This is a genomic window from Mesorhizobium sp. M1217 (genome assembly GCF_040318275.1).
GTDB lineage: Bacteria > Pseudomonadota > Alphaproteobacteria > Rhizobiales > Rhizobiaceae > Mesorhizobium.
On record NZ_JAMYMA010000021.1, the window covers coordinates 68,925 to 94,622 of the forward strand.

Sequence of the window (25,698 nt, forward strand, 5' to 3'; positions counted from 1 at the left end):
GGTTTCGCCTATACGGCACAGATCGTCGACCGCGTCAGGAACCGCTTTTCCCTTCCGTTGTCGAGCGAGAACATGCCGCCGCGACCCGGCACAACGTCGATGATAAGATCGGTATGCTTCCAGGCCTCGAACTGCGACGCTCCGATGTAGAACGGCGCGTCACCGATATGGCCGAGCAGAACGTCGTGGTCGCCGACAAGGAAGCCGGCACGCGGATAGCACATGGGCGAAGAGCCATCGCAGCAGCCGCCGGACTGATGGAACAGCACCGGACCGTGATCGGCGACAATCTCCGTGATCAGTTCAAGGGCTGCCGGTGTCGCCGTGACCTTAGCCTGCATTGTGTTTTCCGATTTCCAGCCTGTGGCGCGGCCCCTCGCGGAGCCGCGCCTGTAAGTCAAAGCCGCGATCAGAAGAAGCCCAGCTTCTTCGGGCTATAGCTGACCAGCATGTTCTTGGTCTGCTGATAGTGGTCGAGCATCATCTTGTGCGTCTCACGGCCGATGCCGGACTGCTTGTAGCCGCCGAAGGCCGCATGCGCGGGGTAGGCGTGGTAACAGTTGGTCCAGACGCGGCCGGCCTGGATCGCGCGGCCGAACCGGTAAGCGCGGTTGCTGTCGCGTGTCCAGACACCGGCGCCGAGGCCGTACAGCGTGTCGTTGGCGATTGCCAGCGCTTCGTCGTCATCCTTGAAGGTCGTGACCGAAACCACCGGCCCGAAGATCTCCTCCTGGAAGATGCGCATCTTGTTGTGGCCCTTGAACACCGTCGGCTTGACGTAGTAGCCGCCGGCCAGATCGCCGGGCAGAACATTGCGCTCGCCGCCGGTCAGCAGCTCGGCGCCTTCCTGGCGGCCGATGTCGATGTAGGACAGGATCTTTTCCAGCTGCTCGGACGAGGCCTGGGCACCGATCATCGTTGCCGGGTCGAGCGGATCGCCCTGCACGATCGCCTCGACACGCTTGAGGGCGCGTTCCATGAACCTGTCGTAGATCGCTTCATGGATGAGCGCACGGCTCGGACAGGTGCAGACTTCGCCCTGGTTCAACGCGAACATGACGAAGCCTTCGATCGCCTTGTCGAAGAAATCGTCGTCTTCGGTGACGACGTCCTTGAAGAAGATGTTGGGTGACTTACCGCCCAGTTCCAAGGTGACGGGGATCAGGTTCTGGCTGGCATACTGCATGATCAGCCGGCCGGTCGTGGTTTCGCCGGTGAAGGCGATCTTGGCAATACGCGGCGACGACGCGAGTGGCTTGCCGGCCTCGAGGCCGAAGCCGTTGACGATGTTGAGCACGCCGGGCGGCAACAGATCGCCGACTAGATCGGCCCACAGCATGATGGCTGCCGGCGTCTGCTCGGCAGGCTTCAGGACGACGCAGTTTCCGGCCGCAAGGGCGGGCGCAAGCTTCCAGCAGGCCATCAGCAGCGGGAAGTTCCACGGGATGATCTGGCCGACCACGCCGAGCGGCTCGTGAAAATGGTAGGCGACGGTATCGTCGTCGATCTGCGAAAGGCTGCCTTCCTGGCCACGCACGGCCCCGGCGAAATAGCGGAAATGGTCGATGGCCAAAGGCAGGTCGGCGGCGGTCGTTTCGCGGATCGGTTTGCCGTTGTCCCAGGTTTCGGCGCATGCGAGCAGATCGAGGTTTTCCTCCATGCGGTCGGCGATGCGGTTGAGGATAAGCGAGCGCTCGGCCACGCTGGTGCGACCCCAGGCGTCCTTGGCGGCGTGCGCAGCATCCAAGGCCGCCTCGATGTCCTGGGCATCCGAGCGCGCCACCTCGCACAGCAGCTGACCGTTCACCGGCGAGTAGTTCTCGAAATAACGGCCCGAACGCGGTTCGGCCCATTTGCCGCCGATGAAATTGCCGTAGCGCTTGTCGAAGGGCGCCTTGACCGGGCGTGAGAACTCTACCTTGTTCATGTGTCTTCCTCCCAAAGCTGACGTCGCGGAATGCGACGCTTCGGAAAGACACTTGCGATCTCCCACCGCTATTTCCAATACGCCGGGGACAGTGGGCGGGCGGGATGTGTCGCAGAATTGCGACAGTCACGCGACGTTTCGAAAGTCAGTGGGACCTGTGGACGTCCAGGCGGTTGAGCTTGCGGTGAAGCGTGGCGCGACTGATGCCGAGCGCATGGGCCGCAGCCGAGACATTTCCGTCTGCCCGCGCCAGCGCCCGATGCAGAACGCCGCGCTCCGCCTCGGCCAGGACTTCGGGGCCGCTCTCGGCCCAACCGAGCAGATCGGCCGCAGGCATCGGCTTGTCGAGACACTGTTGCGTAATTCCTAGCGCCAGGCGAGCCGAATGGGTCGCGCCGACCACGAGGTCGTCCGCATCAACCGCGATCAGCGCCCCGGAGCCCTTGTCGGGCACCGGCGCCAGCAGAATGCGCGCCTTGGGGAATGCCATCTTGAAGTTCTCCGCCTCGATCCGACGCGCCGCGTCGACCACGGCCATGGAAATAAGATTGGAGAAGACCTCGGTCAGATCAGCCCGACAGGAAGACACGTCAAGAGCAGCCACGAGATCTCCACAGTGATCATAGATCGGAGCCGTGGTGCAGCTCAGCCCGGTGTTGCGCGTGTGAAAATGCTGATCACGGTGGATCGTCAGGACGCGCTGTTCCACCAGACAGGTGCCGATACCATTGGTGCCCTCGCTCTCCTCGTTCCAGACGGAGCCTGTCCATAACCCCCAGGAACGAAACGTCTCGTCGTCCACAGGCGCGCCGCGCCGTTCGACCGGCACGCCGTCGCGATCGGCGAGCAGGACGCAGCATCCGACGCCGCCCACCGCAAGATAGAGCCGGTCCAGGCTTGATTGAGCAACCCGGACGAGCGGCTCGATGCGTTGCCGGGCCTCTCCCAATTCCGCCTCTGTCAGATAGAGTGGGGGGCTGCAATCGGCCGGATCGAGCCGGTGCAGACTGGAAGACCGTCGCCAGGAAGCGACCAGCGCGGACTTCGCCGCCGCGTCCGAAGCGATCGCGGCCTGAACGCGGTCGGCGTGATGACCGGATAGATCCTCACCCATGCATATCCTCCCAGAACCCCAGCTCTTCCTTTCGGCTACTAGACCACGGCTGCTTCAAGACAAGGCAATGCGGGTGTCGTATCAGATTCCGCTTTCTATCAACGCACTGTCAATTCGACGGAGGAACCAGAAAAGTTCCGCGATGTTTGACTGAACCGTTGGTCGTCTAGGCAGCAATTATTTGAATTATCTCGCTCAGCCGCCTTACTCGGTTGATCCCAAACACCCTACCAACCCGAAACCGGATATTCATTGATCGAGAGCAAAGTTCGCGCGGATTCCCCTTGGTTCCCTCGATTGGTTGCGGTGCTCATGCCGCGGGCAAGCTAAGGAGCAGTCGTCGGGGCAATATTGAAAGCTGCAGGGTGGAGCAGCCGACCAGAGATGGAGGGCGTCGTTCCAAGCGCAGATCGCGTCCAAGACACCGGATGGTGTCGCCTGGTCGTGCTGCCTGCCCCGCTCGCTAAACGGGTCAGTCGACAATTTGGGTTCAGATACTATGTGGCGTCGCCTACTGCCTCGAAACAGTGGGCCCACCGCTTTCGTGTGCACTATGTGTGCAACGAGAAATGCGATATGGCCGAATGGCTTTTATTGTCGGCGGCATAGTCGTAAAATAGGCTAGTTTTTGGTGCATGCATCTTGCCAAATTGGTCAGTCTTTCCAACCGGGCATTGGACGTACTGATACAGAAAAAAGATAATAAAATTAGTATGTTAAAACACAAAGTTACCGTGGCACCTATGATGGATGGGGCAGATATCTAAATATAATCAGCTAGTTACGATATGTTGTGTGCAAAAATCGCACACGAAAGTTCTGCTTCTCTTCTTTTTCGTTCCCACGACGGAGCCGCCGACAGCCCTTTTCGGACGCTCTTCTGCCGACGATATCGACCGCTCCAATGCGGATGTTCGCCGGGATATCCGTGAACCTTATCGTCCGCTGCAGCGTGCAGTTGCCTGGGTGTTTTTGGAAGCTTTTCGAAATGCTTTGCGCCTCCAGCCGAATTGCGCGCGCCTATGAAGGAAGTTGGCGGTCTGGATCCGCAGGGGTGCAAAATTCATCGACGCGCTTATTCGGGGGCTCGAGTCGGAAGAGCGCTACCGCCTTTCCCCCCACTCGCTGAACTGCCAGTTCCGGCTTCGCTGCTACGGCTGAGCGAAGCGAGCCTCTCTAACTACGAATCTGGGGGTTGGGAGTTCGAATCTCTTCGGGCGGCGCGCCACAACTGAATGGGCGCCTCCTGCGTCCGGCTAGCCAACGGCATCCTGCTTATTGTAGAGCGCGCTCCGCAACGGTCACTCCGTCCGCGACTCTGTCGCTCGGGTGCAGAGCAACACGATCGCCAGTGGCTAGTCCCGACAGAACCTCCGCCGTGCGATTGTTTCGCTGACCCACCTTTATGATCGTCGCCGCTGCACGACCCTCCCTGACCGCGAACACAGCCCATTCGTCCCCCTGCCGGAACAGGGCCGCTACCGGGACGGTCAACACGTCATCGGCCTTCCAGATCGTCACGTGCACGATCGCCCGATAATCGTGTGCCAGCGCCGACCATTTCGCGGGAGGATCTGTGAAGTCGATGGTCGTGCGGACGCGCTGCTCCTCAATTCCAAGTGCCGAAACCTTGGTGAAACCGGCCGGATCGACGCGGGAGACGTGGCCCTGGAGCGGCGGGCCACCCCAGTTGTCGATCATGACGGGTGCGCCAGGCTTGATCCGAACAGCATCGGACAGCAGATCTGCGACGATCTCGAGATCGAGTGGATCGCCGATTTCGATCAGGGGCGCACCGGCCTGGACGGCTCCTTCGCTCTCCTGGATGATCTTCAGCACGCTGCCTGTCACGGGAGCGCGCAACTGTATGCAGCAGGCCGGATCTGGCTCCGGTGCAGCCCCCGACTGTTCGCCAAACCGTGCTGCAACGCTGTCACGCTCGTTTCGGCGGACCTCCAGCAGAGCTTTTGCACTGGCCAGGGCTGCCTCATTGGTTTCGACGTCGAACTTGGCTCCGTCGAGGGCTTTGACAGAGATCGCCTCGGTGCGCGCAAGCGCTTCGGCCCGCCCCAACTCTGTTCGCGAAAATGCTAGCGCAGCCTCAATCCGGCGCATTTCGGCTGCCGCCAGGTTCACAGCCGCATCGGCCGCAGCCAGCGCCGCTCGCAGCTCCTCATGAGTGCGTGCATCGTGAAAGCTCGGCAGGGGGAGCCAGCGCTAGCGTTGGGATCGGTCGATTTCCTGCCAGCGATCAACTCGCCGATCTTGTCCCTGTTCTTGTAGGCAAGCAGGCCGAGCAACGCTATGGCGACCTTTCCTATGTCAAGGCTCATTTCTCATCTCCTTCTATCGAAAAGGGACAAGGCATGCGGCTTTGAAAGGTTCCATGGGTCGGGTCTCCCCACCGGAATTCCGGGCTAGCCTCGCACCTGTCGTATATTAGCATCTGCGGAACTTTCGGCCTTTTCGCGTGTTGGTGCTTCGTACTCCGGCCAGACAGCAAATTGTGATCAGCTGTCGGTCACACTTGGCCTGTCGGCTTCGGCCGGCGGGCTTTTTGTTGTCTTGGGTGGAACACCCGCCTGCGACGATGGTTCGATCAGCACTATTCGCCCGGATCGGGGCTGGCACAGGAGAGCGCCGCTTGGTCAGTTGGACACAAAGAGATGAGAGAGAGCAGCGCACGTCAGATGCTGCACGGTCATTAATCGATGTTGAGCGCGCGGCCCGAGACGCAAAGACGGCTCGGCTCCGGGAGCAGCGGCTGAAGGCTGAAAACAAACCCTCGTCGGAAACACGCGATGGAACAGCTTCGCAGTGAAATGGCGGCGTTGGCGGATCCAGGCTTTTGGGTGGCGCTGGCGGTCGTGCTGGTTCCCTATGCGATCGGAGTTGTATTGCTTCTCTGGGTAGCGAGTCCCCCGGCTCCACAGTAGCCTTCTTCCACCGTCGGTTGGTGGACGCGTTATAGCTGATTCGCCTAACTTCTCCCCACGATCTGGCGCCAGGCAAGCCCAACCCCCGAAGTCCCTAAGCTTGGTGTCAGCGCTTGATGCCCGCCGTGCCAAAGGTGCGGCGGGCTTTTTTTGCACTCGCGGAACACCGAGCCAGGTGGAAGGTTCGGTGCTTGCAGCGAGTTCACTCCTTAAAGCTGCAGGATCGGTGAAAAACCGGTCGCGGCCCGTCGGTGAAGCACGTCACGAAGGCGGCCAAGCTATTGTCGGCAACGTCTCGCACGGGGGGGCAGGGTGACAGAAAAAAATAACTTCAACCTTGTCATAGCCGCCAGCGTGATGACGGAATTGGCCGGGTCCGCCCTGTCAATCCTTTAAGGCATCGCGAACTTTATTTTTCGCCTTGCCGAGGCCCTTCTGAAGGCTGCCTTCGGTCTTGTCAGCGGCTCCGTCCGCGCGAAGCTTATCGTCGCTCGTGGCCTTACCGATCTTGTCCTTCACATTGCCGCGCAGTTTCTTCGCGGAACCCTTAACTTCGTCCTTGTGCATCGTTCTTCTCCTTTGAGCGAAACCAACGTAGGCGGAACCTGAATGTTCCAGAGTGAGCGGGAACGACATGGCTGGATAGAGGGCATCCGTGTGGCGGTGCGTCCGGTCGCCCAGTTCGAGAAGGGTGAGTTGGATCTGGCGCTGCTCACGCCCGACACGACCCCGGATGGACTGCGCGTCCGGCGCCTGTTCGACGAAGATTATGTCTGTGCGCTGAGAGCCGGTCATCCCGATGCAACGCCGGGGCGGCTTACCCTTGATCGCTTCTGCGCCCTCGACCATGCGCTGATGTCCCACTCAGGCCACGTCTTCCAAGGTGCCACGGATGAGGCACTCGCTCATCTTGGCCGCTCGCGACACGCTGTTTTGTCGATTCCCAGCTTTCTAGTGCTTCTGGACGTGCTGCGGACCAGCAATCTCATTGCGGTCATTCCGCGGCGAGTGATGGCGGGAGCAGACGGATTGGCAGGCGTTGATCCACCGCTCGAAATCCCCGGTTTCACCAAGGTTGCCGCTTGGCACGAAGATGGTGTCTAGGCCCGCTGTGACCGTGACGCCCCGGTTGAAGCCGCGCATCTTCGTCGCGATCTGGCCCTCGTCGTGGTACATTGCGAGCACGCCATCGTAGTCACCGGCGAAAGCTTTCAGGCCGAACAGGCCGCGTCACAGTGGCCCACAATACGCGGCTGAGCTTCGCCGGAGGCCAGTTTTGAGTGCCCGCTTTGGAGAAGTGCCTAAATGGCGCAAAGAATGTATTGGGGGAGCGGACCATGAAGGGGCGGGCCGATCGCGGTAGTAGGTATCCTTCGTTAGATCGGACTGTCAGCCATTAATACACCTCGGGGGCGTTGAGCTACGGGCTACTCTGGCGTGCAAATCGGCTGGTTTGGTCGGGCCAAAGCAGCTTGGCGCTTCCTGCATGAGGTCTCGATACGACCTCCTTGCTGCGCGCCGACAGCCAATCTAAACGCGTCAGGATTGGAGGCACCCGGGAATTGTGAACGCCTGTGACAACTGGACGATGCATGTCGCGCTGGAAGGCGCAGTCAGGTGATATTCTGGGCGCCCGACCTCCTCCTTACGTGGGACAAGCCTTCCCGGTATTGATCGAAAGCGGTCAGCGCACGGCGTACTGTCAAGTATTCCCAAGGCTAGACTTGTATTTTGTCGTCAGTCGCGCCGATTTGTGTTGATGCGCTTCAACGGAAAGTCGGTTGCGTACTTTGAATCTATATAAGTAACTCAGTTCCATAAGATATATTACGCGACTTTCACCAGTTATAAAATAATATTTCTCACTATTCAAAGTATGAATAGCTCGCGTTTCGAGTCTTCGAGCAATCACCTAGAGGAACTAGATCAAGTGTTCTGGCAGTCACTCTTACTCTAAGTCTCGATACGACGGATCGATATTACTAACCATCACCTCACCGCCCGATAAAACTGGACGGAAGACTCTGAACGCTTCTGAGCGGCGCGGGATTGCGGAGCAAATGGGCGTCCGGAGCGAGATCGAGCTACGTCCGGATAGGGAGTCGACGCACGAGCAAACTCGGGCCGAGCGCCAGGCGCAGCGGCCGAGCATCGAGGCCGAAAAAATGGCCGAGGATCCACGCCAAGTTTCATCGTCAGACCATCGGGCACATACATTTCGCCTGTCTGCTTGCGATCTCGCGCGCTTCGGCTTGTTGTTCCTCAATGGTGGCCAGTGGCTCGAAAAGCAGGTTGTTCCGGTCTCATGGATCAAAGAGTGGCTATCTATGGTGGATTGCACCGTCTGGTGGTCCGTTCGGGGCGGATGCTTATTTCGCGTTGGGATCGGGGACAAGGGCTAGCAGTGATGCCCATCTATAATTTGGTCGTTGCCCAAATTATAGATGTGCACAAGGGGGGTGGACGTCTTGGTTCCAACCATTTCGCGCAGCTTCCTAGGCAGATCGTTGCTACCTCGCATAATTCCTAAAACCTGCGACAGATCGGCCGTCCCCTGAAAATCAGGGGGTTTTTGTGTCGCATGTCTTTGTCGCAAGTGGTAATTGTCCTTGCGACATAACTTGCGACAGGAAACCCGCCACGATGATGATTGGCTATGCCCGGGTCTCCACCCAGGGCCAGGGCCAGGACCTCGACCAGCAGCGCGCAGCGCTTGGCGCGGCCGGCTGCATTCGCCTCTTTGAGGAAAAGGTTTCCGGGGCAAGGCACGATCGGCCCGAGTTGGTGAAGCTCCTCGACCATTTGCAACCCGGCGACGTGGTGACGGTCACCAGGCTAGACCGCCTCGCCCGATCGACGCGCGACCTTCTCGACATTGCAGAGCGGATCAGGGAGGCCGAGGCCGGCTTGCGATCTTTGGCCGAGCCATGGGCCGACACGACGATGCCGGCGGGCCGCATGGTGTTGACCATGTTCGCCGGCGTTGCGGATTTCGAGCGATCCTTGATCGTGGAGCGCACCAGCGCCGGCCGGATCGCGGCCAGGGCACGTGGAGTGCGGTTCGGTCCCTCCCCTGCCCTATCGGCCGACCAGATCACGCACGCCCGTCACCTCATCGCCCAGGACAAGCCAGTGACTGAGGTTGCACGGCTCCTGAAGGTGCATCGAGCAACCCTTTATCGGGCGCTAAATAGTTTGGAGGGATGTCCAGCCGCGCCTTTGTCGGTTGAATGAAGTACGGCGGGATTTCGGCATTGGTTTAATGATGAAAGGTTTTCAACCTGCAAAGAAAAAGGAGAGAAATATGTTTCGTTATCTAGCGCACCGTTATGATCGTAAGCACGTCCTGAGATCATTAGAACGCCAGAGGCGTATTCATGATAAGGCGATTCCGTTTTCTCGCTATGGCTCTGACGCATTGGTCTTCAATGAAATTTCCAAGGGCGAGATGTTTTTCGCGCCGATATTTCCAGCTGTTCCGTTAAGGGAAGAAGCGGATAGTGTTATCTTCCAATCTGATATTTCAACTGAAGATCAAGCGAACAATACGTTCGAATGCGTTGTTACCGACAGTGGATTTAAACAACATGCGCTTGTTGTGTTTCATCATTGGTACGCTCGGAGCCGGTATCCGGGATTTTCCAAATACTTCGCTAGAAAGGGCATAACGGTTATTGAAGCTACACTTCCGTATCATTTTGGGCGAGCTTCGAATGACTATTCGGAGGAAAAACTTTTCAACGCGAATTTAGGGCGCACCGTCCAGTCGATGAGACAGGCTGTCCTAGATGGTCGTAAGATTGTTCGTTGGCTTTATAGTCAGGGGTATCAGAAAATCTCGGTTGTAGGGATGTGTTTGGGTGGCACTGTTGCGGGTCTCGTTGCTGCCCAAGAGCAGAAGGTTGATAAGGCGGTTCTCATGGTATCGCCGGGAAGCCCTGCTGATCTCGTCTGGACTGCGGAGACCATGACGGCCTTACGTGGTCGTATTGAATCGTCCATGTCACTGGAAGGGCTAAGAACCGCTTGGGGTCTCATCGATTTAGAGAAGCATCTTTTCGGCCTTACACGTCCTCGTCTGGATTTGATGTTCTTGCTCGGTAAGGACGATACGGTTGCGCGCCCAGGAGGCTCTGAGCGTCTCATTGAGTTGCTGGCGAAGTGCAATCTTCCACCTGAGGTCGTGCGGCTGAATTGTGGGCACTCATCTATTGGAATGTTCCCCTTCAATTTGATCGCGGCTCGGAAGGTTCTTCGTTTTTTGAAAGAAACCCCGACCCTGTCAGAGCTTTGGGAGGTTCGCGGGTTTCGCCACGACTTTAGCGAAGTTTGAGCTATTTGATGGCTCCGCGCCGGATCGCGGCCAGGGCGCGCGGGATGTGGTTCGGTCCCTCCCCCAACCAGGTCGCGCATGCGCGACAGCTCGTCAACGACGATTTCAAGCCGGCCGAGGTCGCCCGGCTCCTGAAGGTGCATGGCGCGACCTCAGCCCTCTCAGTTCGGCCGAGAGTACAAGAGCATCTTTGGCAACTCCCCGAATGCTGATCTGCAGCTCTGAACTGTACCGGGCCCATTTGTGACAATGAACGACCACCTTGCTTAAAGAGTAGTCATTCGCCGCGGCCTGCGACGCCGACGGGATAACGCAGCCGGCCCCACGGCGCTTCCCTACTGCTTCAGCCGTGTCGACTGAGATTCGCGCGCTGCAAGACGTTCAGTTTCGGCCTCTTGTCTGGACGCGACTTCACCCGATCGGGCTGCGGAATAGAGAGCCGCGGCCTCACCCAACCTGACCTGATCGGATTTCCGCACGGATGGATGTTCAAACGATTTGCCCGAGGCTGTCGCACGAGCGATTTCGCGTGCGCCGTCTTCACCGAAACGGACTTCAATCGATTTCTTGAAGGTGGCGATCTCCCGTCTGACCTCCTGATCGGCTGACACCGCCTTGAAGGCTTCGGCCCGCTCGCGATCATCCTTGGCCATTGCAATTTTTTGCAGGGCAGCTTTCGCCCGATCCGAAACATCTCTCACCTCAACCGCGTCAGCCTTGAGCTGCTTTTCGACCTGAGTGCGATAGGATCGTTCGGCTCGGTTCTCGAACTCGGCGGTCCGGACAATGTTCGGGCCAATCGCGGCGGTAGCCTGTTCAGCGGCGGTCCGCTCTTCCCGCGCCCTGGCACCGGCGAAGAACCCTTCCCTGCCCCGCAGCTCGCCGACCAAGCTGGTGTCCGCCGATATCCGTTGTGCAGCACTTGTCGGACCGTCTCGAGCAATGATCTCGTCGAGACGCTGCGCCGCCGATTTCGGATCACGGTAGGCGGCCTCCAGATAGATTGAGCGAGCCTCGCGCTCGCGCTGTACATCCGCATCGCGACTGACAGCAGCGGCAATGCTTTTTTCGTCGATCGATCGCCCAAGGCTGTCGCGGCGCACGCCACCAGCAGCCACATCCTGGAATGCAACTATCAGTACCCTGGCGTCCGCTGGCCGGTCGGCTGCGGTGCTGCGCGACCGCTCTTCATTTCTGCCATCTGGAACAGCCTGCCGATCTTCGGTTCTGCTTGCCACGACCCGATCATCGGCTGGCCCGGGACGATCGCTGCCTCCTGCCTCTTTTGACTTCTGCGCCACGACGGGCTCAGGCGTCCCGCCTCGACGCTCGGGCCGACGCTGGCTCTCCGCGTCCTTGGCAATGGCGCCGGACTGCATCTCCGGTGTGCGCGGATCTGCCTGACGCATGCCCACGCGTGCCTCTTCGACAACTGAAGCCATCGGCTGCTCCTCTTGTTCCCTGCCATCCTGAGCTTGCCCAACATGCGACGCTGGCCGGGCATTCTCCGCCGCCCGTCCCTCGTCCAGCTTCGCCCGTTGTTCCGCGCTGAGCTCGTCGCGTGTTGCATAAGCCACTGACGCCGACTTGATCTCGTTGCGACCGATCTGCCGGGCGAGCTGCCGCAAATCCCGGGCGGTCTGCGTCGCTACGAAGATCGTCGCGCTCTCACGCTGCCTAGTCAGCGCGACATAGCTCGAGGCGGCGCGCCAGTGATGCGTGTGCATGAGATAGGTGTGGTCAAGCGTCTTGCCCTGGCCCTTGTAGATCGTGCCGGCATAACCGTGCCGGAAGCCATTGAACTCCGAAGCATACCATTCGACCTTCCTGCCCTCCCGGCCCGCAGCTGCATCGAGCGAGACACTGATGCGGCCAAAGTTCCGGTCAATGCTGGTGATCACGCCGGCATTGCCGTTGTAGATGCCGGCGCCCTTCAGCGTATCCGTGAACTGCACCCGGTCGCCGACAGCGAATGCGGCCTCGCCGTGCTTGGTCGTAAACACAGAATCCTCACCGAGCTCACCACGCTCGCGACGCACCGCGCGCAGATCCTTGTTCAGCGCATCGACATCCTTGTTGGTGTAGGCGAACACGAACCGCGATGCCGACGGATTCGAAGCAGCATCCCTGGCCCACCGCTCGACCAGTTTTTCTCGCAATTCATCCTGCTTCGACGTCCACACCACCGCCTTGTTTCGCGCGAAGGCTCGCAGCGCGTCTTCGAAGCGACCGTCCGAAAGATCGCGCGCCGCCTCTCTCTGCCAGTCGACCTTCTGACGCGTGACCTGGGTGATCTCGGACGATCCGTGCTCCTTCTTCAGCTCTGTGAACAGCCCGCCGCGCTCGATCGAGCCGAGCTGCCGGTCGTCGCCGGCCAGCACAACCTTGGCGCCCGAAAGCCGCGCTTCCCGCAACACCTCGCCGGTCACCTTGGCGTCCATCATCGCTGCCTCGTCGACAACAACCAGCGTACGATGGTCCCACTGCGCGCGGCCGTTCTTCAATCGGAACAGTTCGGCATGAACGGTCGATGATCGAGCAAACCCGTCCTCCTTCATCGTCTGCGCCACCGCGTTGGTCGGCGCGAGGCCTATCACGCGATAGCCGGCCGCTTCATGCGCATCGCGGATCGAACCAAGCGCAAAACTCTTTCCCGTCCCGGCACGCCCCTCGATTATTTTTAGCCCCCCGGACCCCGTCGCATGATCGAACGCAGACAACTGATCCGGCCGCAATTCCTGCACGGACACGAGCCGCTCGCGCGCCCTTGCCCCGACATCGCGACGGGACCCTCCGGCCACGCGCCGTGCATCGGCAAGCGCCAAAACCTCCTGGTCGCGCACCGCCCGCGTTGTCCAGCGTCCTGCACTCTCGCCTGTCTCCCGGTCATGCAGCGCGAGCACATCGTCACGCCCGAGCACTTTGCCCTTAACCTCCGCCCGTTCGCCCTCATCGCGAATGTGCTTTTTCAGATGCCGGTCGAGATCGTACTCGGAAAAACTCGCCTGGTTGCGCGTGAGCACTGTGAGCACATGTTCAGGATCGCGCGCCGCTTCTTCGTTCGCCCGCCTGATATGCTCGGCCCGCACATTGACCTCGGCGCCCGGCGTGCGCATGCGGATCGGTCCGATGTGTTCCTGTGGCACCGCGCTCGTCGCATCCACCCGGATCGAAAGCCCCTGTTCGGCAAAATAGCGGTTCTGATGATCGCGCCACAGCGCGCCCCACGCTTCGCCCTCCGCCACGATCGCCCGTCCCCCGCCCCGCTTGATCACCGGATCGAGATCGCGCGCCTTCTTCGCCGCAAACCCGTCCTCGCCCAGCCGCCGCGTCGTGATCAACAAATGCGCATGATAATTGGCCCGCTCGCCCTCGCTCTCCGCCCCATGCGGCGCATGGACGTCAAGCTGCACCGCCAGCCCCTTCGAGACAAAATGTTCCTGCGCAAACGACCGCGCCAGCTCCACCCGGTCGTCGTGATCAAGCTCTTGATTGGCCGGCAACGCCAAGACGAGTTCCCGCGCCAGTTGCGCGTCCTTGCGCTTTTCCATGGCCTCGGCCGCGTTCCATAGCGCATCGCTCGACGCCAGCTCTGACGGCGCGCCTTCCGGCAACAGCACCTCATGATGCTCCGGCGCCTCGCGGTGCTTGAAGTAGAACACCTCGCCGGTGCGCTGCGCCTTGATTGCCTCGCGGCCGTTATAGGCGGCCGAGCGCACCGCGCTGCCGCCGTCGGAGCGTGAGATGTATCGGGCACGTGCGAAAGCGATGGCCATTGCCGCAGAATGCCATCATCAGCGCGCCGCCGCAAGCAAGCATTCGAAGAATGCATATTGCGTCTGCAATAATCCACCGACCGCGCATCGACAATCAATTGGCGATATGGCAGAATCCATAGCGGCGGAACACGCCGAAGGTCCTGGTTGCATCCGCCGGCATATACAAAAGGGGGTTGAAGAGACGCGCCACGGCTGGCAAAGTCCCCTCGGGCTTGGCGGACGGAGAAAAGACGGAGATTCTCGTCATGGCCCGCACCTCGCTTGCCGAACGCATGAGCCGCTTGGAACAGCAGCGGGCGAAACTCGCCGAGCAGGAAGCAAAACTCAAGACGGACGAACGCAAGCAGCGCACCCGCCGCCTCGTTGAAGCCGGAACCCTCGTCGAACGGGCCGGATTATTGGACCTAGAGGAAGCGGCCCTTTATGGTGGCTTGTTGTCGCTTGCCAATGACGCGGGCAACAGCGCAAACATTACCGAGTGGATCAAGGCTGGCAAAACCGCGCTCGCTGGAGAAACAATCGGCAATGGCGCAACAAACGAACCGTTGACCCTCACCTTCCCCGCTCCGCTGCCGACCCCATTCGCGACCCGCCTGCGCGGCGCCGGCCTGCGCTGGAACAAAGTCATGCAGCACTGGGAAGGACTGGCGGAACACGACGCCGTCGCAGCACTGGCCGCCGAGCAGAACGGCACCCTACACCGCGTTCATTCCACCGCGCCGTCCAATCGGGAGCCGGATCGCGGCAGGAAGTCTGAACGCTCATAGCGCCGACGCCGAGGAGCCAAAAAAATGTTCGGGCGGCTGTCCTATGATCTCGTCAAGACACTGTTCAAGGCAACCTTCGCCATCCTGCCGCTCGTCATCTGGTACCCGGCCTGGCGCTACGCGCATGCTCTGTGGGGCGGCGCCTTGCTCGACTGGTATCGCACGGGTCTCTCGCCGGCATCGGTGATTTACAGACTTGGTTACGCGGCATGGCCATCGATCGCGCTGCTCGGGCCGGCCATCACAATGGCGGCGGCTCTGCTGCTGCGTCGATCCGGCATGGTGCTGCCCCTCACTGCCATCGCCGGCGTCTTGGGCATGGCCGCGGCAACGGTTTTCACCGTCTGGCCGGAAGCGACACGACTGCTCGGCTACCGATCAGACTATGCCTGGTCCGCCATTTTGAACGCAGCCGACATGGCCATCTTTTATGCCGGGGTTGTCGGCTTTCTCGCGACCACGGCCGGCGTCAGGATGCTGATGGGAAAATCGCTGCACGCCCAAAGCGTCAAGCCGGTTGAGCGTGCCTCCTCTGACATCTTTGGCCACGCGGACTGGATGGACATTCGCGAGTCACAAAACCTGTTCGGTGGTTCGGCCAAGTCGACAACCAATCCGCGCGGCGGCGTCGTCATCGGCGAAGCCTACCGCGTCGATCAGGATGCGCCGGCCCGGCGCGGACAAAAGTTTGATCCGCGCGATCCAAAAACATGGGGCAAGGGTGGCAAGTCGCCTTTACTCACCCTTTGATCTCTCCTGGGGCGGCACCCACGGCCTCGTCTTCGCCGGTTCGGGCGCCTACAAAACCGTCTCCGTCTGCGTGCCGACGCTGCTCACCTGGCGCGCCTCAATTGTCACCCTCGATCCCTCCTCCGAGCTGGCGCCGATGCTGACGGGCGCACGCACGGCGATGGGCCGGCGTGTCATCTCAATTGATCCGATGACGGGCAGCGGAGCCTTCAACGCGCTCGACTGGCTGACAAAAAGTTCGCCGCTCATCGATGGCGACATCCGCTCGGTCGTCGACTGGATCTGCGGCGAGAAACACACCGCCACCCGTGATGCGCCGCACGGCGCCTCGGGCAAGGCCTTCTTCGAGGGCCGTGGCAAGGCCATCGTCGAGACCCTGCTTTCCGACATCGTCTTCGACAAAAATCTGTCCGACGACAAACGCAATCTCGTCACTCTGGCGCAACGGCTCGCCTTGCCGGAGGCAAAAATGCGGAACGAGCTAGCACGCATTTTTGAACACTCCTCCTCGCATCGCGCCCGCCATCTCGCAGGCCAGTTGATGGGGCTGGTCGCCGAGACGTTCTCCGGCGTCTACGGCAACATGAGCGAGCAAACCGAATGGCTCGCCAATCCCGCCTACGCAAAACTGGTGTCGGGTAACAGTTTTCGCACTGCTGATCTGATCGCCGGCAAGCTCGACCTCTTTATCAACATCCCGATGAAGGTGCTGGAATCGACGCCGGCGCTCGCCCGTGTCGTTGTCGGATTCCTGCTCAATGCCGTCTATGAGGCCGACGGCGTCTTGCCGGGCGGGCGTATCGTCTTCCTACTCGATGAGGTCGCCCGCCTCGGTTACATGACCTCACTGGCCCGCGCCCGCGATGCCGGCCGCAAATACGGCATTACGCTGGTCATGCTCTATCAGTCCGAAGGCCAGCTGCGCGAACAATGGGGCGATGGCGGCAAGAGCGCCTGGTTCGAAAGCGCTTCCTGGCGATCCTACGCCGCGATCGGCTCGCTCGAACAGGCCCGCGCTGTCTCCGAAGCGCTGGGCGAACATGGCGTCGTGCTGAACTCCGAGACAAAAAACCGGGGAAAAAGCGCAAAGCCGCTCGAGATCGGCACCGCCTCGACCGGCGCCTCGGAACAGCGCTCCGAGCGTGGCAGACGGTTGGCGACCGTCTCCGAAATTTTTGCCGATGCCAGAGCCGACGAGCAGTTCGTCTTCGTCCAGGGCCGAAAGCCGTTGCGCTGCGGCAGAGCGATTTATTTCCGCAGGCCGGAAATGGTCGCCAAGGTCGAGCGGAACCGTTTCGCGCCCCAAGCCGCGTCGGGTTGAGGCGGCAAGAGATGCAGCGCATTCTGGCCCCGATTATCCCTGGCCTTGCCGTCCTGATCGTCGTGCTCGCCCTGCTGGAAACCTATTCCGGCGTCATTCTTATCGTCGCGGTTATCGTCATGGGCTGGCGGCTGGCGCATGCTGCAAAGCATGGCGTGCCGGTATCGCCGAAATTCTCGAAGGGTGAATGGGACGCGCAAGCAGGCGTTGAACGGAAACCGGCTCTGCCGATCCGTGCAGCAAGACATCGGCCGCTCGATGACGTGCTGGCCGAACTCGACGCCATGACCGGGTGGCGCTCCGTCAAGGATGAGGTCAAGAAGCTGGTCGCGGTGCTGCAGGCCGAGCAGGAACGTCGGCGCTACGGCATCAACGCCGCACCCCCAAGCCTGCACCTGATCTTCCTCGGCAATCCAGGGACCGGAAAAACAACGGCGGCGCGTCTTATGGGCGAGATTCTTTTCGCACTCGGCCTGCTCAGATCCGGCCATGTCGTCGAGGTCGACCGCAGCCAGCTTGTCGCCGGCTATATCGGACAGACCGCAATCAAGACACGGGAGGCGGTCGAGGCGTCGCTCGACGGCGTGCTGTTCGTTGACGAAGCATATGCATTGGCCCCCGAGGGCCAAAATAACGATTTTGGCCGCGAGGCGATCGACACGCTGCTGAAGCTGATGGAGGATCATCGGGATCGATTGTGTGTCATCGCCGCCGGCTATACCGGTGAAATGCGCCGCTTCCTCGAAGCAAATCCCGGCCTGCGCTCCCGCTTCACCAGGACAATAATGTTCGAGGACTATTCGGCTGAAGAGCTGGCGGGGATTTTTCGCAACCTCGCCAACCGTGAAGGTTTTGTGCTCGACGCCGCGGCCGAGAACTCGGCTAACCTTGCCTGCGTCCGCATCCAACCGGAGCGTGGAGACGATTTCGGCAATGCCCGCGCAATCCGCACGCTTTGGGAAAGCACGCGCGAGGCGCAAGCCATGCGTCTTGCTACCCACGGCATCGGCAGTGCTGGCCGCGACGCCATCATGACCATCGAGCCAGGTGACATTGCGGCGGCGATAGCATCACACGAGCGGCAGGGATCAACTACATGACGGCTCAAACCCTCCTCTCATCTGTGCGAGCCACGCTGGTGCGCTGGCTCCAACTTGTTCCCGCCCTGTTCCGGCGCGATCCGCTGTTCCGCTATGCCACGATCGCCGCCGTTCTGGCTTTGATCTTTCTGGCTATTAGTATTGTTCGGGATCTCGCCGGCAATCGCGACGGCCCCGTTGCCGGCGCTGGAAAGAACGCCGGCACGCCGACGTCAACTTCGGAAAAATTCGAACAGGGCAATGCATCTACAGCCGCAGGGTCGCGGACCGAACCGCCCGCGCCTGGATCAACCTCGGAGCCGGCTCAAGACCATACGCCTGCTGTCGCTCCTGGCCGGCCGCTGCAAGGAATAAAGGTGGCGCCCGCGCCGCACGACGATTTTGGAACCGTACCGAAAGAAGGATCATCCCCATGATGCAAAGGAAAAGCGTGGGCAGGCTGGCGCTCGGCATTGCAATCGCAGCGTTGAGTTTCGTTGAGGGCTCCGGCTTTGCCTTGGCGCAAGACCAGCAGGCAAACCAGCAGCAATTGGACCGCATCGAGCAAAAACTCGATCGAATTATCGAGCATCTCGGCATCCCCGGACAGGACGGTGCGTCGGCAAAGAGCAACGGCAGCCTGCCCGCCACCGGAAACGATGGCGCGAAGAAGCAGGCTTCCTCCGAAGCCGGTGCCAGCCAAGGTTACCAGCGGGGCGCGCTCGCCATCGCCCGGGTTGCGCCGGCCAAAAAAGACGATCTTCCAGAGATCCCTGCCGACAGCGTCGGCAGCTTTGTCTATATCGGCGGCGCCATTCCCCTCAATGAACTGTCACGCAAAGGTGTGCTCTACACCGGCCTCACCTCAGTCGAACTCCAGGGCTGGCTGAAGGTCGCAGAACCCGGCCGCACGCAACTCGCCGTCGAATACCGCGCCACCACCGGATCCAACGTTTTTGTCAATGCCGGCTGCATAGCCTCGCTGTGGCTCGAAGATCGCTCGATCGGCTCCCAGCATGGTGAAATTCCGATGCCGGCCAGAGAGCAAAAAAGCGTCTCCTTCATCTTTGGCGCCGATCTTCACCCCGGTCTTTACAAGCTTCGCGCCTGGCTGGCCTGCACCGAGCCGCGTGACCTGCATGTTCTCAATGCCCAACTGCTCATCAAGACCCCCGCCGACATGAACCTGCGCATGATCGACAGCGGCGAATTGCTGCACCAGGGGTAGCAAAAGGTCATGGCGAGAACCAAAAAGCACCACAGCCGCCGTCAATCAGGGTCCGTCGAAACGGATGAACGAGGTTTTGAAAGCCGATGTTCCGCAGGCCTGGCTTCAACGGGTTGTGTCTTTCGTTGAAATGGAAAAGAAGCTCAGCAAGCAAACGCCCAAAAGCGGCGAGATGCGCGGGCTCGCCCGCGAACAGCTTGCCGCCATGTTGGGTCTGTCGACGGGCGTTTTCGCAATTCCGCGATCGCGGAAATCGCGGTTAAGCGCTCCCGCCCGTCTGCCTGTCGACCGTCCGCACCGGCCGATAGGCATTGGTCTTCAGCCACGCTTTGCATAAGAAAAGGCCGGCGACGGCGCGCTCCGTCGCCGGCCGTTTGGGCGCGTTCGCCTAGCCGGGCTCATTGAGGCGTTTCAGGAATTCAGCCAGATCTCCTTCGCGGGGCGCCCGGGCTAGCAACAGCCACCTTGTCTTTGATGAGTTTCGCCGCGACAACCGCCGGCAGTGGCATGAAGCCATAGCCGTGAGCGACGGCTGCGTCGTGAAGATCTTGCAGCGTCTCGAACGCGTGATCGTGGGTGCCGAGCCAGAGCGCCGGGTCGTCGGTCACGTCGTGGGGGAACGCCTGCAGGAAATAGGTCCGAAGCGGCGGGTCGTAACCGATGACAGCGTCTGGATCCGAGCGGCCCTGTCTGGTGGCGGTGCCAGTGACGGTGATGGTGTAGCGGCTCATTGCAACCTCCTTTTGCCGGTGGCGAGCCGACCCCTTGCGGGGCCGGCCACCGATGCCTCACTGGGGGTTGTTCCAGAGGATGACCTTCTTGTTCTCCTCGCCGCCCGGGGCGGGTGCAAGATTGCCGAAGATCACGCCGATCTCGGGGGCTTCCAGCTTGACCGAGAGGTACTCCTCGCCCGAACGCTGGGAGATGCGGTGCCAGCCGGCTCCGATCTCGAAGCCTGTGCGCTTGTTGACGATCCGGTAGTCGGGCGCGTCCTCGCGCGACTTGTTGGTGTTCGGGATGAGGGTGATCGGGGCGTTGACCCGGAGCGTGGCAAAGACGCCTTCCATCGAGCCGTCGGACTTGGTGGTGAGGTTTGCGATCGTGGTGGCCATGGTAGTTCTCCTTCGGTTGCATCGGGACCATTCCCGATGGCGCCAAAGGAGAGGGCCGTCCTGCTGCGGTCATCTCGGCGAAAATTCTGGAAAATTCTATTTGCCGAAAAATAGCGGACAGGCCCTTCGCCTGTCTGCAGACAAAAAACAGAAATCGAATTTTCCTGAATATTCGCCGAGTGTACCCCAACGGGGGTTGACCGCACAAAGCAGGCGGTCGTCTACAAAGGCGACATGAAACGGGAATGGCCCCGGATGCGACCGAAGGAAAAGAACTCAGGCCGCCATCGCTAGACCGCCGACGCAACGCTGCCGGATCGCAGGAACATGCAGCAGCCTCTCGGGTCATGTCGTCGGCGTCGCCAACACATCGAACAGCAGCCCGGCGCGTGACCGCCTGGCGTGTTCGGTATGGCGGCACAGCGGTTTCGAGATCGGAGCCGACTGGCAGCGAAGTTCACGCCCCTCGGGGACGAGCCTCGCAGCCAGGTTGGATGACCCGGCACGCCAGGATGTTCGGCACGCTTGCCCCCGCCTCAGAGGCGAGAAGCGTCAAGATGATCATCCTGCACAACGCCCCGCGGCTCTGCGCGGGCCGGTTTCGAAAGGGGTCGGCTCCGGCCGTTCATAAAAGTGGAGTAGGCGGCGCGGGGCCGGATCAAGCCTATCGGATCGGACCGCCGAGCTGTCGGCGGGACCGCGCGTACATCATCCCGGCAACGCCAGACCCTCGTCCGGCATCATGCGGGCTTCGGCCTGGCGGCGAATGTCCATACCGGCATGGCGGAGTATGGCGCACCAGTCTTGCACATTGTACGTCGTCGCCACGCTGCCCCTTGCCAGATCGTAAATGACGCACGGCTTGTTCGCGATGGCGAGCCGAAGCACGTTGACGGCCGTGCCAGGTGATGCGCCATCCCAGACCATCATGCCAAAGTCGGCGCGCCGCGCCATCTCCCGGTCTTTGGCGGCGTGGAACCAGTATCCTTCGGCGCCCTCAGGAGAAGGAACATGGTAGGCGGCCCAGTCGCCCAGATTGTTGCGGGGTTCCTTGCCGGTATGGAAGACCCCGATATGCTCGTAGCCGTAGCCCGCGAGCAGGCCCTGCGCCTCGGCATCGGCTCCAGACTCGTCGCCAATCAGCACGCCGTGCTCGGCAGCGACGATTGCGCCGATCCGAGCGATGGCAGGTTCCGGCAGCTCGAATATCTCGCGCGATCCACCTATGAATATCATCGCCATCGTGACTTTCCTTTCTCTCCAGCGCCCCCGCCTCGCTCTGGCCGCCCTTTCCCTCCGGCCCTTCGCGAGGGATCGTCACCCGAAGGCCGAGACGGCGAAGCCGGCTCGGGGAGCGGCGGGAGGCCGCGACGAGAGCCCGGCCGGCCGTAGGCCGGCGCGCCGGCCCCTGCCGCTGCCGGAGGCGCTACGCGCGTGGAGCTAGTGGCCTTTGTCGGCCAGCCAGAGGCTCACGTCCTGGATCGAGCGCATGAGCACCGACGGATTGTCCGCGCGGGAATGAAGCCCGAGTTCTACCAGTAGCGCTCGGCCTCGGCGTCGATAGCCCGCACCACCACCGCGCGGCCGCCGACGATGTCGGCGCCGGCGACGCAGCGATGCAGCGCGTCCTTGACCAGACCGCTGCCGACGCCTTGCCCGGCATGGCGGTGGTCGACGGCGAGTTGTCCGATTAACAGGGTCGGATCGGGCCGCCGGCCGGTGCGGAGGCGCGCGGTGCGCTGTTTGGCTGGATCACGCCTGGCGCGAGGCCGTAATAGCCGACGACTGTGCCCTCGTCGTGAACGATCAGGACGCGGGTAAACCGCGGGCCTGGTTCGTTCGCGCGAAGCCAGCCAGCCAGGCGTTGAGTGCCGGCTTGCCGCAATCGAAGCTGTCGAGGCGGTGCGTGTCATCGAGAGTTCGATGCCTGAAAGCGCCACCTAACGGTCCCAGGGCGGGGACCGGCGCAGCCGCTCGGCCGCCTTCGGCGGAGGCGCAGCGGCGGGGGCTGAGATCGCCTGCATGAAAGCGTCATAGGCTTCCGGGGACACGATGGCGGTTGTGTTGACGATGGCCGCCTGCGCCTCGTGCAGTGCTGCGCGCCGCATGAACTCGGTGCGCGACAGGCCGAGCAGCTCCGCGCCGCGGTCGATGATCGTGAGATCGTCGTCGCGAAACCGCATCGAGACGGATATCTTCCTATTCGCGGCGGCGGCCATGGTGCGTTCCTGTGCTGGATGGACATACGTCCGTGCAATGCAGCATGACACCGGATTTGCGTGACGCAACATTCCTGTTCCTGCGACCGGCGTACAGGCATGCGGAAACGGCGGACTGATCCGATCCGAGGTATGCTCCCTGCCGCGAAAGAGAACGTCAATCCAGACGGCTGACGCGGCGGCCCTCGCTGCGCGCTTCGATAAAGGCGCCTGCGATCTTCATCATGAATGCCTTGCTGAAACGACCGAGGGGCTTACCGTCGGATTCGATGTACCAGGAGCGTTCGGCAATATCGTAGTTGTATTCGTCAACCACAATCCAGCAGCGTTTGAGATCGGTCAGACCGGCGCGGCGGCACTCGATAGCGGAGACTTCCAAACCGACCCGATCGCTGGTCGGTGGATGGGTGGTTATCGCCAGGAGCGCGAGATGGGTCAGGCCATCTCTTGCGCCGCGGACAGCGATGACTACGCAGGTCGGCCGGCTCTTGCGGCCTTCCGTTTCGCCGCGCTCGTGTTGCCATGCCCAAAGATACGGGTAGGAGATCACCTGACCAGGCAGAAATCTACCGCTCATCATCGTATCCTTCCCCGCGCGCTAGTCGGTCGATCTCGGCGGCGAAGAGTTCCGTGTGTTCCTCTGGCATCTCGGAGACACGGTATGCGCGGCGGGGATCGCCGCCGATGCGCATTCGTTCGTAGTGCTCGTAACTCATCAGCACGAACCGGGGTTTCCGGTGCTTGGTAAGAATAACGGGTTCGCGGCTGGCAACGTCGGTGACGTCGCCAACCTGCTTGTTGAGATCCCCCGTCGTGAACTGGCGCATGGCTGGACTCCTTATCGATCTCCATATTATCTGGATTTTCTTGATTTGCAAGAAAACGGCACTCACGCGCCGCCCTCCGCGAACCGCCACACGGGGATGCCGAGCCGACGCGCCTTGTCGGCAAGGTTGTCGGTAATGCCGGAGCCGGGAAAGACGATCAGGCCGTAGGGCACCACGGAGAGAAGCTGGTCGTTGCGGCGGAACGGAGCCGCCTTGGCGTGTCGGGTCCAGTCCGGCTTGAAGGCGATCTGGGTGACCTTGCGGTTCTCGGCCCAGCAGGCGGCGATGCGTTCGGCGCCGCGCGGGCTGCCGCCGTGGAGCAGGACCATGTCGGGATGCTTCTCGCGGGCCTTGTCGAGCGCCTCCCAGATCCGGTCGTGATCGTTGCAGTCGAGGCCGCCGGCGAAGGCGATCTTGGTGCCGGCTGGAACGAGCACCTCGGTTTCGGCATGGCGGCGGGCGGCGAGGAAGTCTCTGGAGTCGATCACCGCTGCGGTCATCGCCTGGTGGCTGACCTTGGAGCCGGTGCGCGGCCGCCATGCCGATCCGGTCTGCGCCTCGTAGAGGTCGGCGGCCTCATCGCGCATGATTTCGAGCACGTTGCGGCGCTCGATATAGGTGATGCCTTCCGCAGTGAGCCGTTCCAGCTCCACCGATTTCACCTCGGAGCCGTCCTGCTCACTCTGGCTCGAACGCTGCGCGTCCTCGTTGCGGTCAAGGCTGCGGGCGACGCGCTCGGCGGCGCGGTGGAAGACGTTTGCGAAGGACCAGAGCAGGTCGTCGAGATCGGGTTCGAGCCTGGTGTCGCCAAGCATACCGGCGAAGGTCTCGACGATGCCGCCGAGGCCAGCCCGGATCACTTCGTCGTCGGGAAGCGGCCGAGGATCAGGTTCGTCCTGGTGCGGGCGATGGCCGTACATCTGCAGTTCGAGGATGACACGATCGGTCGGCGAGGAGGCGTGGTAGGGTTCGTAGGCGTCGTCGAAAGGAAGCTCGTAGGTCATGGCGTGTCTCCATCGGTTGTGGTCGCGCCTATCGCGGCCTGACAGCGCATCCCGGCCGCGCCGCGGGCGCGGCCGCACCGAAGGCCGGAGCGCGAGCGGAGGACGGCGCAGCCGTTGCGGCCGTGACCGGGGGGTGGCAGGGGTCGCCTCTCGGGCAGGCCGCGGGCACAGCCTCTCCGGCGGACCGTCGCCATGCCTGCAAGGCTTCCGGTGACGCCGACTCTGCCCGCCTGCCGGCCCCGCCCGTTCATCCGGGCGGCAGGAAGAGACGGGCATCCTCCGGGACGAGCTGATCGCTGAGCCATGCGGCGAGATGAGCTGGGCCGAGATGGCGCAGATCGTCGTTGAAGTCGCCGAGCTGCGGCCGCAACACCAGGGCGAGGATTCCTGACTCGCCTGCGCGCTGGCTGAGACGTTCGATGCCGTGCCGGCCGGCGGCGTCAGCGTCGGCCGCGATGTAGAGGCGGCGGCAGCCGGGGGGCAAGATCAGGCCGGCGAGGTGATTGGCCGAGGTGGCCGCAGCCACCGGCAGCGCCGGCATCACCGTGCGGAGCGAGGCCATCGTCTCGAAACCCTCGCCGGCGGCCATGACCGGAACGGGCGTGCCGGGATCGAGGCCGAGCCAGATGCCATTTCCCAGGAGATGACCGAGCGAGCGTCGAGGATCGGCGATCTGCGCCTTGCCGTTGCCGTCCGGAGCGAGCCAGGTGCGCTGGAGGCCGGTGATGCGCCCGTCGATGCCGGTGACCGCAGCGATCAGCGCGGGCAGGGTCTGCGTCACGCCGGTCACGAGATCGCGATAGTAGCAGCCGGGGTGGAAGCGCAGGGCGCGTTCGCGGGCGGCAAGCAGAATGCCGCGGCCGGTGAGGTAGCGTTCGGCCAGCGTGCCGGCGATCGGCTGCGACATGGCGAACAGGCGGCGGGCGGCGTCAGGGGAGCCGCGTGCCGCGGCAGGCTGGCGCTGGATATCGGATGAGCGGGACTGGGGTTGTGGCCGTGGGATGGCGAGGAAGCGACGCGCTTCATCGGCGACCTCGCGGAATCCGACCAGGCCGCAGCTCGCCTCGATGACGTCGAGCAGGTCGCCATATTCGGCCGTCGCCTCGTCGACCCACTTGCCGGCAGGGCCTTTGGCATTGGCTTTCAGCCGCACATGCATGGAGCGGCCGCGTGCGTTGCGGACATCACCGACGATCCAGTGATTGCCGGAGCGATGGCCGTTGGAGAGATATTCGCGGCACACCGCCTCGGCATGTTCGCCAAGGCGGCGTGCCAGCTCGGAGGCCGAGGCGGTCATGATCG

The 25,698-nt window shown here is 61.9% G+C and carries 26 protein-coding genes; 10 read left to right on the forward strand and 16 right to left on the reverse strand.

The genetic code is table 11. The annotated features are described in order from the left end of the window. Positions 1-8 precede the first annotated feature (8 nt). The 6 genes from NKH37_RS28195 to NKH37_RS28220 form a co-directional block, all read right to left on the reverse strand. Complete coding sequence (locus tag NKH37_RS28195; RefSeq protein WP_023720421.1) at positions 9-341, reverse strand: DUF779 domain-containing protein; 333 nt, start codon at positions 339-341, stop codon at positions 9-11. Positions 342-409: 68 nt separating this feature from the next. Beyond that, positions 410-1,927, reverse strand: coding sequence for an aldehyde dehydrogenase (gene adh / locus NKH37_RS28200; RefSeq protein ID WP_023720422.1), 1,518 nt, complete (start codon positions 1,925-1,927; stop codon positions 410-412). A gap of 145 nt (positions 1,928-2,072) precedes the next feature. Then, on the reverse strand, positions 2,073-3,041 hold the full coding sequence (locus NKH37_RS28205; RefSeq protein ID WP_353041944.1) for a helix-turn-helix domain-containing protein: 969 nt from the start codon (positions 3,039-3,041) through the stop codon (positions 2,073-2,075). Positions 3,042-4,316: 1,275 nt separating this feature from the next. After that, a complete protein-coding gene (locus tag NKH37_RS28210) occupies positions 4,317-5,177 on the reverse strand; it encodes an efflux RND transporter periplasmic adaptor subunit (protein ID WP_353041946.1) in 861 nt (286 codons plus the stop codon). After that, complete coding sequence (locus NKH37_RS28215) at positions 5,174-5,374, reverse strand: hypothetical protein (protein WP_353041948.1); 201 nt, start codon at positions 5,372-5,374, stop codon at positions 5,174-5,176. Before NKH37_RS28215 ends, NKH37_RS28210 begins: the two co-directional genes overlap by 4 nt. A gap of 987 nt (positions 5,375-6,361) precedes the next feature. Next, complete coding sequence (locus NKH37_RS28220; protein WP_353011633.1) at positions 6,362-6,544, reverse strand: CsbD family protein; 183 nt, start codon at positions 6,542-6,544, stop codon at positions 6,362-6,364. A gap of 42 nt (positions 6,545-6,586) precedes the next feature. Here NKH37_RS28220 and NKH37_RS28225 point away from each other — a divergent pair, with 42 nt between their 5' ends. The 3 genes from NKH37_RS28225 (at position 6,587) to NKH37_RS28240 (ending at position 10,310) form a co-directional block, all read left to right on the forward strand. Beyond that, a complete protein-coding gene (locus NKH37_RS28225) occupies positions 6,587-7,081 on the forward strand; it encodes a LysR substrate-binding domain-containing protein (protein WP_353041950.1) in 495 nt (164 codons plus the stop codon). A gap of 1,539 nt (positions 7,082-8,620) precedes the next feature. After that, the gene (locus NKH37_RS28235) at positions 8,621-9,211 is read left to right on the forward strand and encodes a recombinase family protein (RefSeq protein WP_353041952.1); all 591 of its coding nucleotides are present in this window, start codon (positions 8,621-8,623) and stop codon (positions 9,209-9,211) included. Positions 9,212-9,281: 70 nt separating this feature from the next. Continuing rightward, on the forward strand, positions 9,282-10,310 hold the full coding sequence (locus NKH37_RS28240; protein WP_353041954.1) for an alpha/beta hydrolase family protein: 1,029 nt from the start codon (positions 9,282-9,284) through the stop codon (positions 10,308-10,310). 335 nt (positions 10,311-10,645) lie between these two features. Here NKH37_RS28240 and NKH37_RS28245 read toward each other — a convergent pair whose 3' ends face one another. Then, on the reverse strand, positions 10,646-14,086 hold the full coding sequence (locus NKH37_RS28245) for an AAA family ATPase (RefSeq protein WP_353041956.1): 3,441 nt from the start codon (positions 14,084-14,086) through the stop codon (positions 10,646-10,648). Between the two features lie 248 nt (positions 14,087-14,334). Here NKH37_RS28245 and NKH37_RS28250 point away from each other — a divergent pair, with 248 nt between their 5' ends. The 7 genes from NKH37_RS28250 (at position 14,335) to NKH37_RS28280 (ending at position 19,571) form a co-directional block, all read left to right on the forward strand. Continuing rightward, on the forward strand, positions 14,335-14,856 hold the full coding sequence (locus NKH37_RS28250) for a conjugal transfer protein TraD (RefSeq protein WP_353041958.1): 522 nt from the start codon (positions 14,335-14,337) through the stop codon (positions 14,854-14,856). Between the two features lie 24 nt (positions 14,857-14,880). Beyond that, positions 14,881-15,606 carry a hypothetical protein gene (locus NKH37_RS28255; protein WP_353041960.1) on the forward strand — a complete coding sequence of 242 codons (726 nt, stop codon included), beginning with the start codon at positions 14,881-14,883 and terminating at the stop codon, positions 15,604-15,606. Next, on the forward strand, positions 15,578-16,927 hold the full coding sequence (locus tag NKH37_RS28260; RefSeq protein ID WP_353041962.1) for a type IV secretory system conjugative DNA transfer family protein: 1,350 nt from the start codon (positions 15,578-15,580) through the stop codon (positions 16,925-16,927). Before NKH37_RS28255 ends, NKH37_RS28260 begins: the two co-directional genes overlap by 29 nt. A gap of 11 nt (positions 16,928-16,938) precedes the next feature. Continuing rightward, positions 16,939-18,027, forward strand: coding sequence for an AAA family ATPase (locus NKH37_RS28265; RefSeq protein WP_352834562.1), 1,089 nt, complete (start codon positions 16,939-16,941; stop codon positions 18,025-18,027). Then, the gene (locus NKH37_RS28270) at positions 18,024-18,443 is read left to right on the forward strand and encodes a hypothetical protein (protein ID WP_353011651.1); all 420 of its coding nucleotides are present in this window, start codon (positions 18,024-18,026) and stop codon (positions 18,441-18,443) included. Before NKH37_RS28265 ends, NKH37_RS28270 begins: the two co-directional genes overlap by 4 nt. A gap of 80 nt (positions 18,444-18,523) precedes the next feature. Then, on the forward strand, positions 18,524-19,234 hold the full coding sequence (locus NKH37_RS28275; protein WP_353011653.1) for a hypothetical protein: 711 nt from the start codon (positions 18,524-18,526) through the stop codon (positions 19,232-19,234). A 64-nt stretch (positions 19,235-19,298) separates the two neighbouring features. Further along, positions 19,299-19,571: a hypothetical protein gene (locus NKH37_RS28280; RefSeq protein ID WP_353011655.1), complete on the forward strand. Its 273-nt coding sequence runs from the start codon at positions 19,299-19,301 to the stop codon at positions 19,569-19,571. Between the two features lie 82 nt (positions 19,572-19,653). Here NKH37_RS28280 and NKH37_RS28285 read toward each other — a convergent pair whose 3' ends face one another. From NKH37_RS28285 to NKH37_RS28325, 9 genes are all read right to left on the reverse strand, one after another. Further along, positions 19,654-19,965 (reverse strand): hypothetical protein, encoded by a 312-nt coding sequence (locus tag NKH37_RS28285; RefSeq protein WP_352834551.1) that lies wholly within the window; start codon positions 19,963-19,965, stop codon positions 19,654-19,656. A gap of 57 nt (positions 19,966-20,022) precedes the next feature. After that, positions 20,023-20,346, reverse strand: a complete 324-nt coding sequence (locus NKH37_RS28290; RefSeq protein WP_006339490.1) for a DUF736 domain-containing protein — start codon at positions 20,344-20,346, stop codon at positions 20,023-20,025. A 708-nt stretch (positions 20,347-21,054) separates the two neighbouring features. After that, complete coding sequence (locus tag NKH37_RS28295; RefSeq protein WP_353041964.1) at positions 21,055-21,588, reverse strand: hypothetical protein; 534 nt, start codon at positions 21,586-21,588, stop codon at positions 21,055-21,057. Between the two features lie 290 nt (positions 21,589-21,878). After that, the gene (locus NKH37_RS28300) at positions 21,879-22,286 is read right to left on the reverse strand and encodes a GNAT family N-acetyltransferase (protein WP_353041966.1); all 408 of its coding nucleotides are present in this window, start codon (positions 22,284-22,286) and stop codon (positions 21,879-21,881) included. Then, positions 22,287-22,565, reverse strand: coding sequence for a type II toxin-antitoxin system TacA family antitoxin (locus tag NKH37_RS28305; RefSeq protein ID WP_023723160.1), 279 nt, complete (start codon positions 22,563-22,565; stop codon positions 22,287-22,289). Positions 22,566-22,722: 157 nt separating this feature from the next. Next, on the reverse strand, positions 22,723-23,142 hold the full coding sequence (locus tag NKH37_RS28310; RefSeq protein WP_023723159.1) for a hypothetical protein: 420 nt from the start codon (positions 23,140-23,142) through the stop codon (positions 22,723-22,725). Beyond that, on the reverse strand, positions 23,132-23,392 hold the full coding sequence (locus NKH37_RS28315) for a type II toxin-antitoxin system prevent-host-death family antitoxin (protein WP_352483438.1): 261 nt from the start codon (positions 23,390-23,392) through the stop codon (positions 23,132-23,134). The genes NKH37_RS28310 and NKH37_RS28315 overlap by 11 nt, the downstream gene beginning before the upstream one ends. 62 nt (positions 23,393-23,454) lie before the next feature. Continuing rightward, a complete protein-coding gene (locus NKH37_RS28320; RefSeq protein WP_352483439.1) occupies positions 23,455-24,396 on the reverse strand; it encodes a DUF2493 domain-containing protein in 942 nt (313 codons plus the stop codon). A gap of 247 nt (positions 24,397-24,643) precedes the next feature. Next, the gene (locus NKH37_RS28325) at positions 24,644-25,693 is read right to left on the reverse strand and encodes a DUF7146 domain-containing protein (protein ID WP_353041968.1); all 1,050 of its coding nucleotides are present in this window, start codon (positions 25,691-25,693) and stop codon (positions 24,644-24,646) included. Between the last annotated feature and the right edge of the window lie 5 nt (positions 25,694-25,698).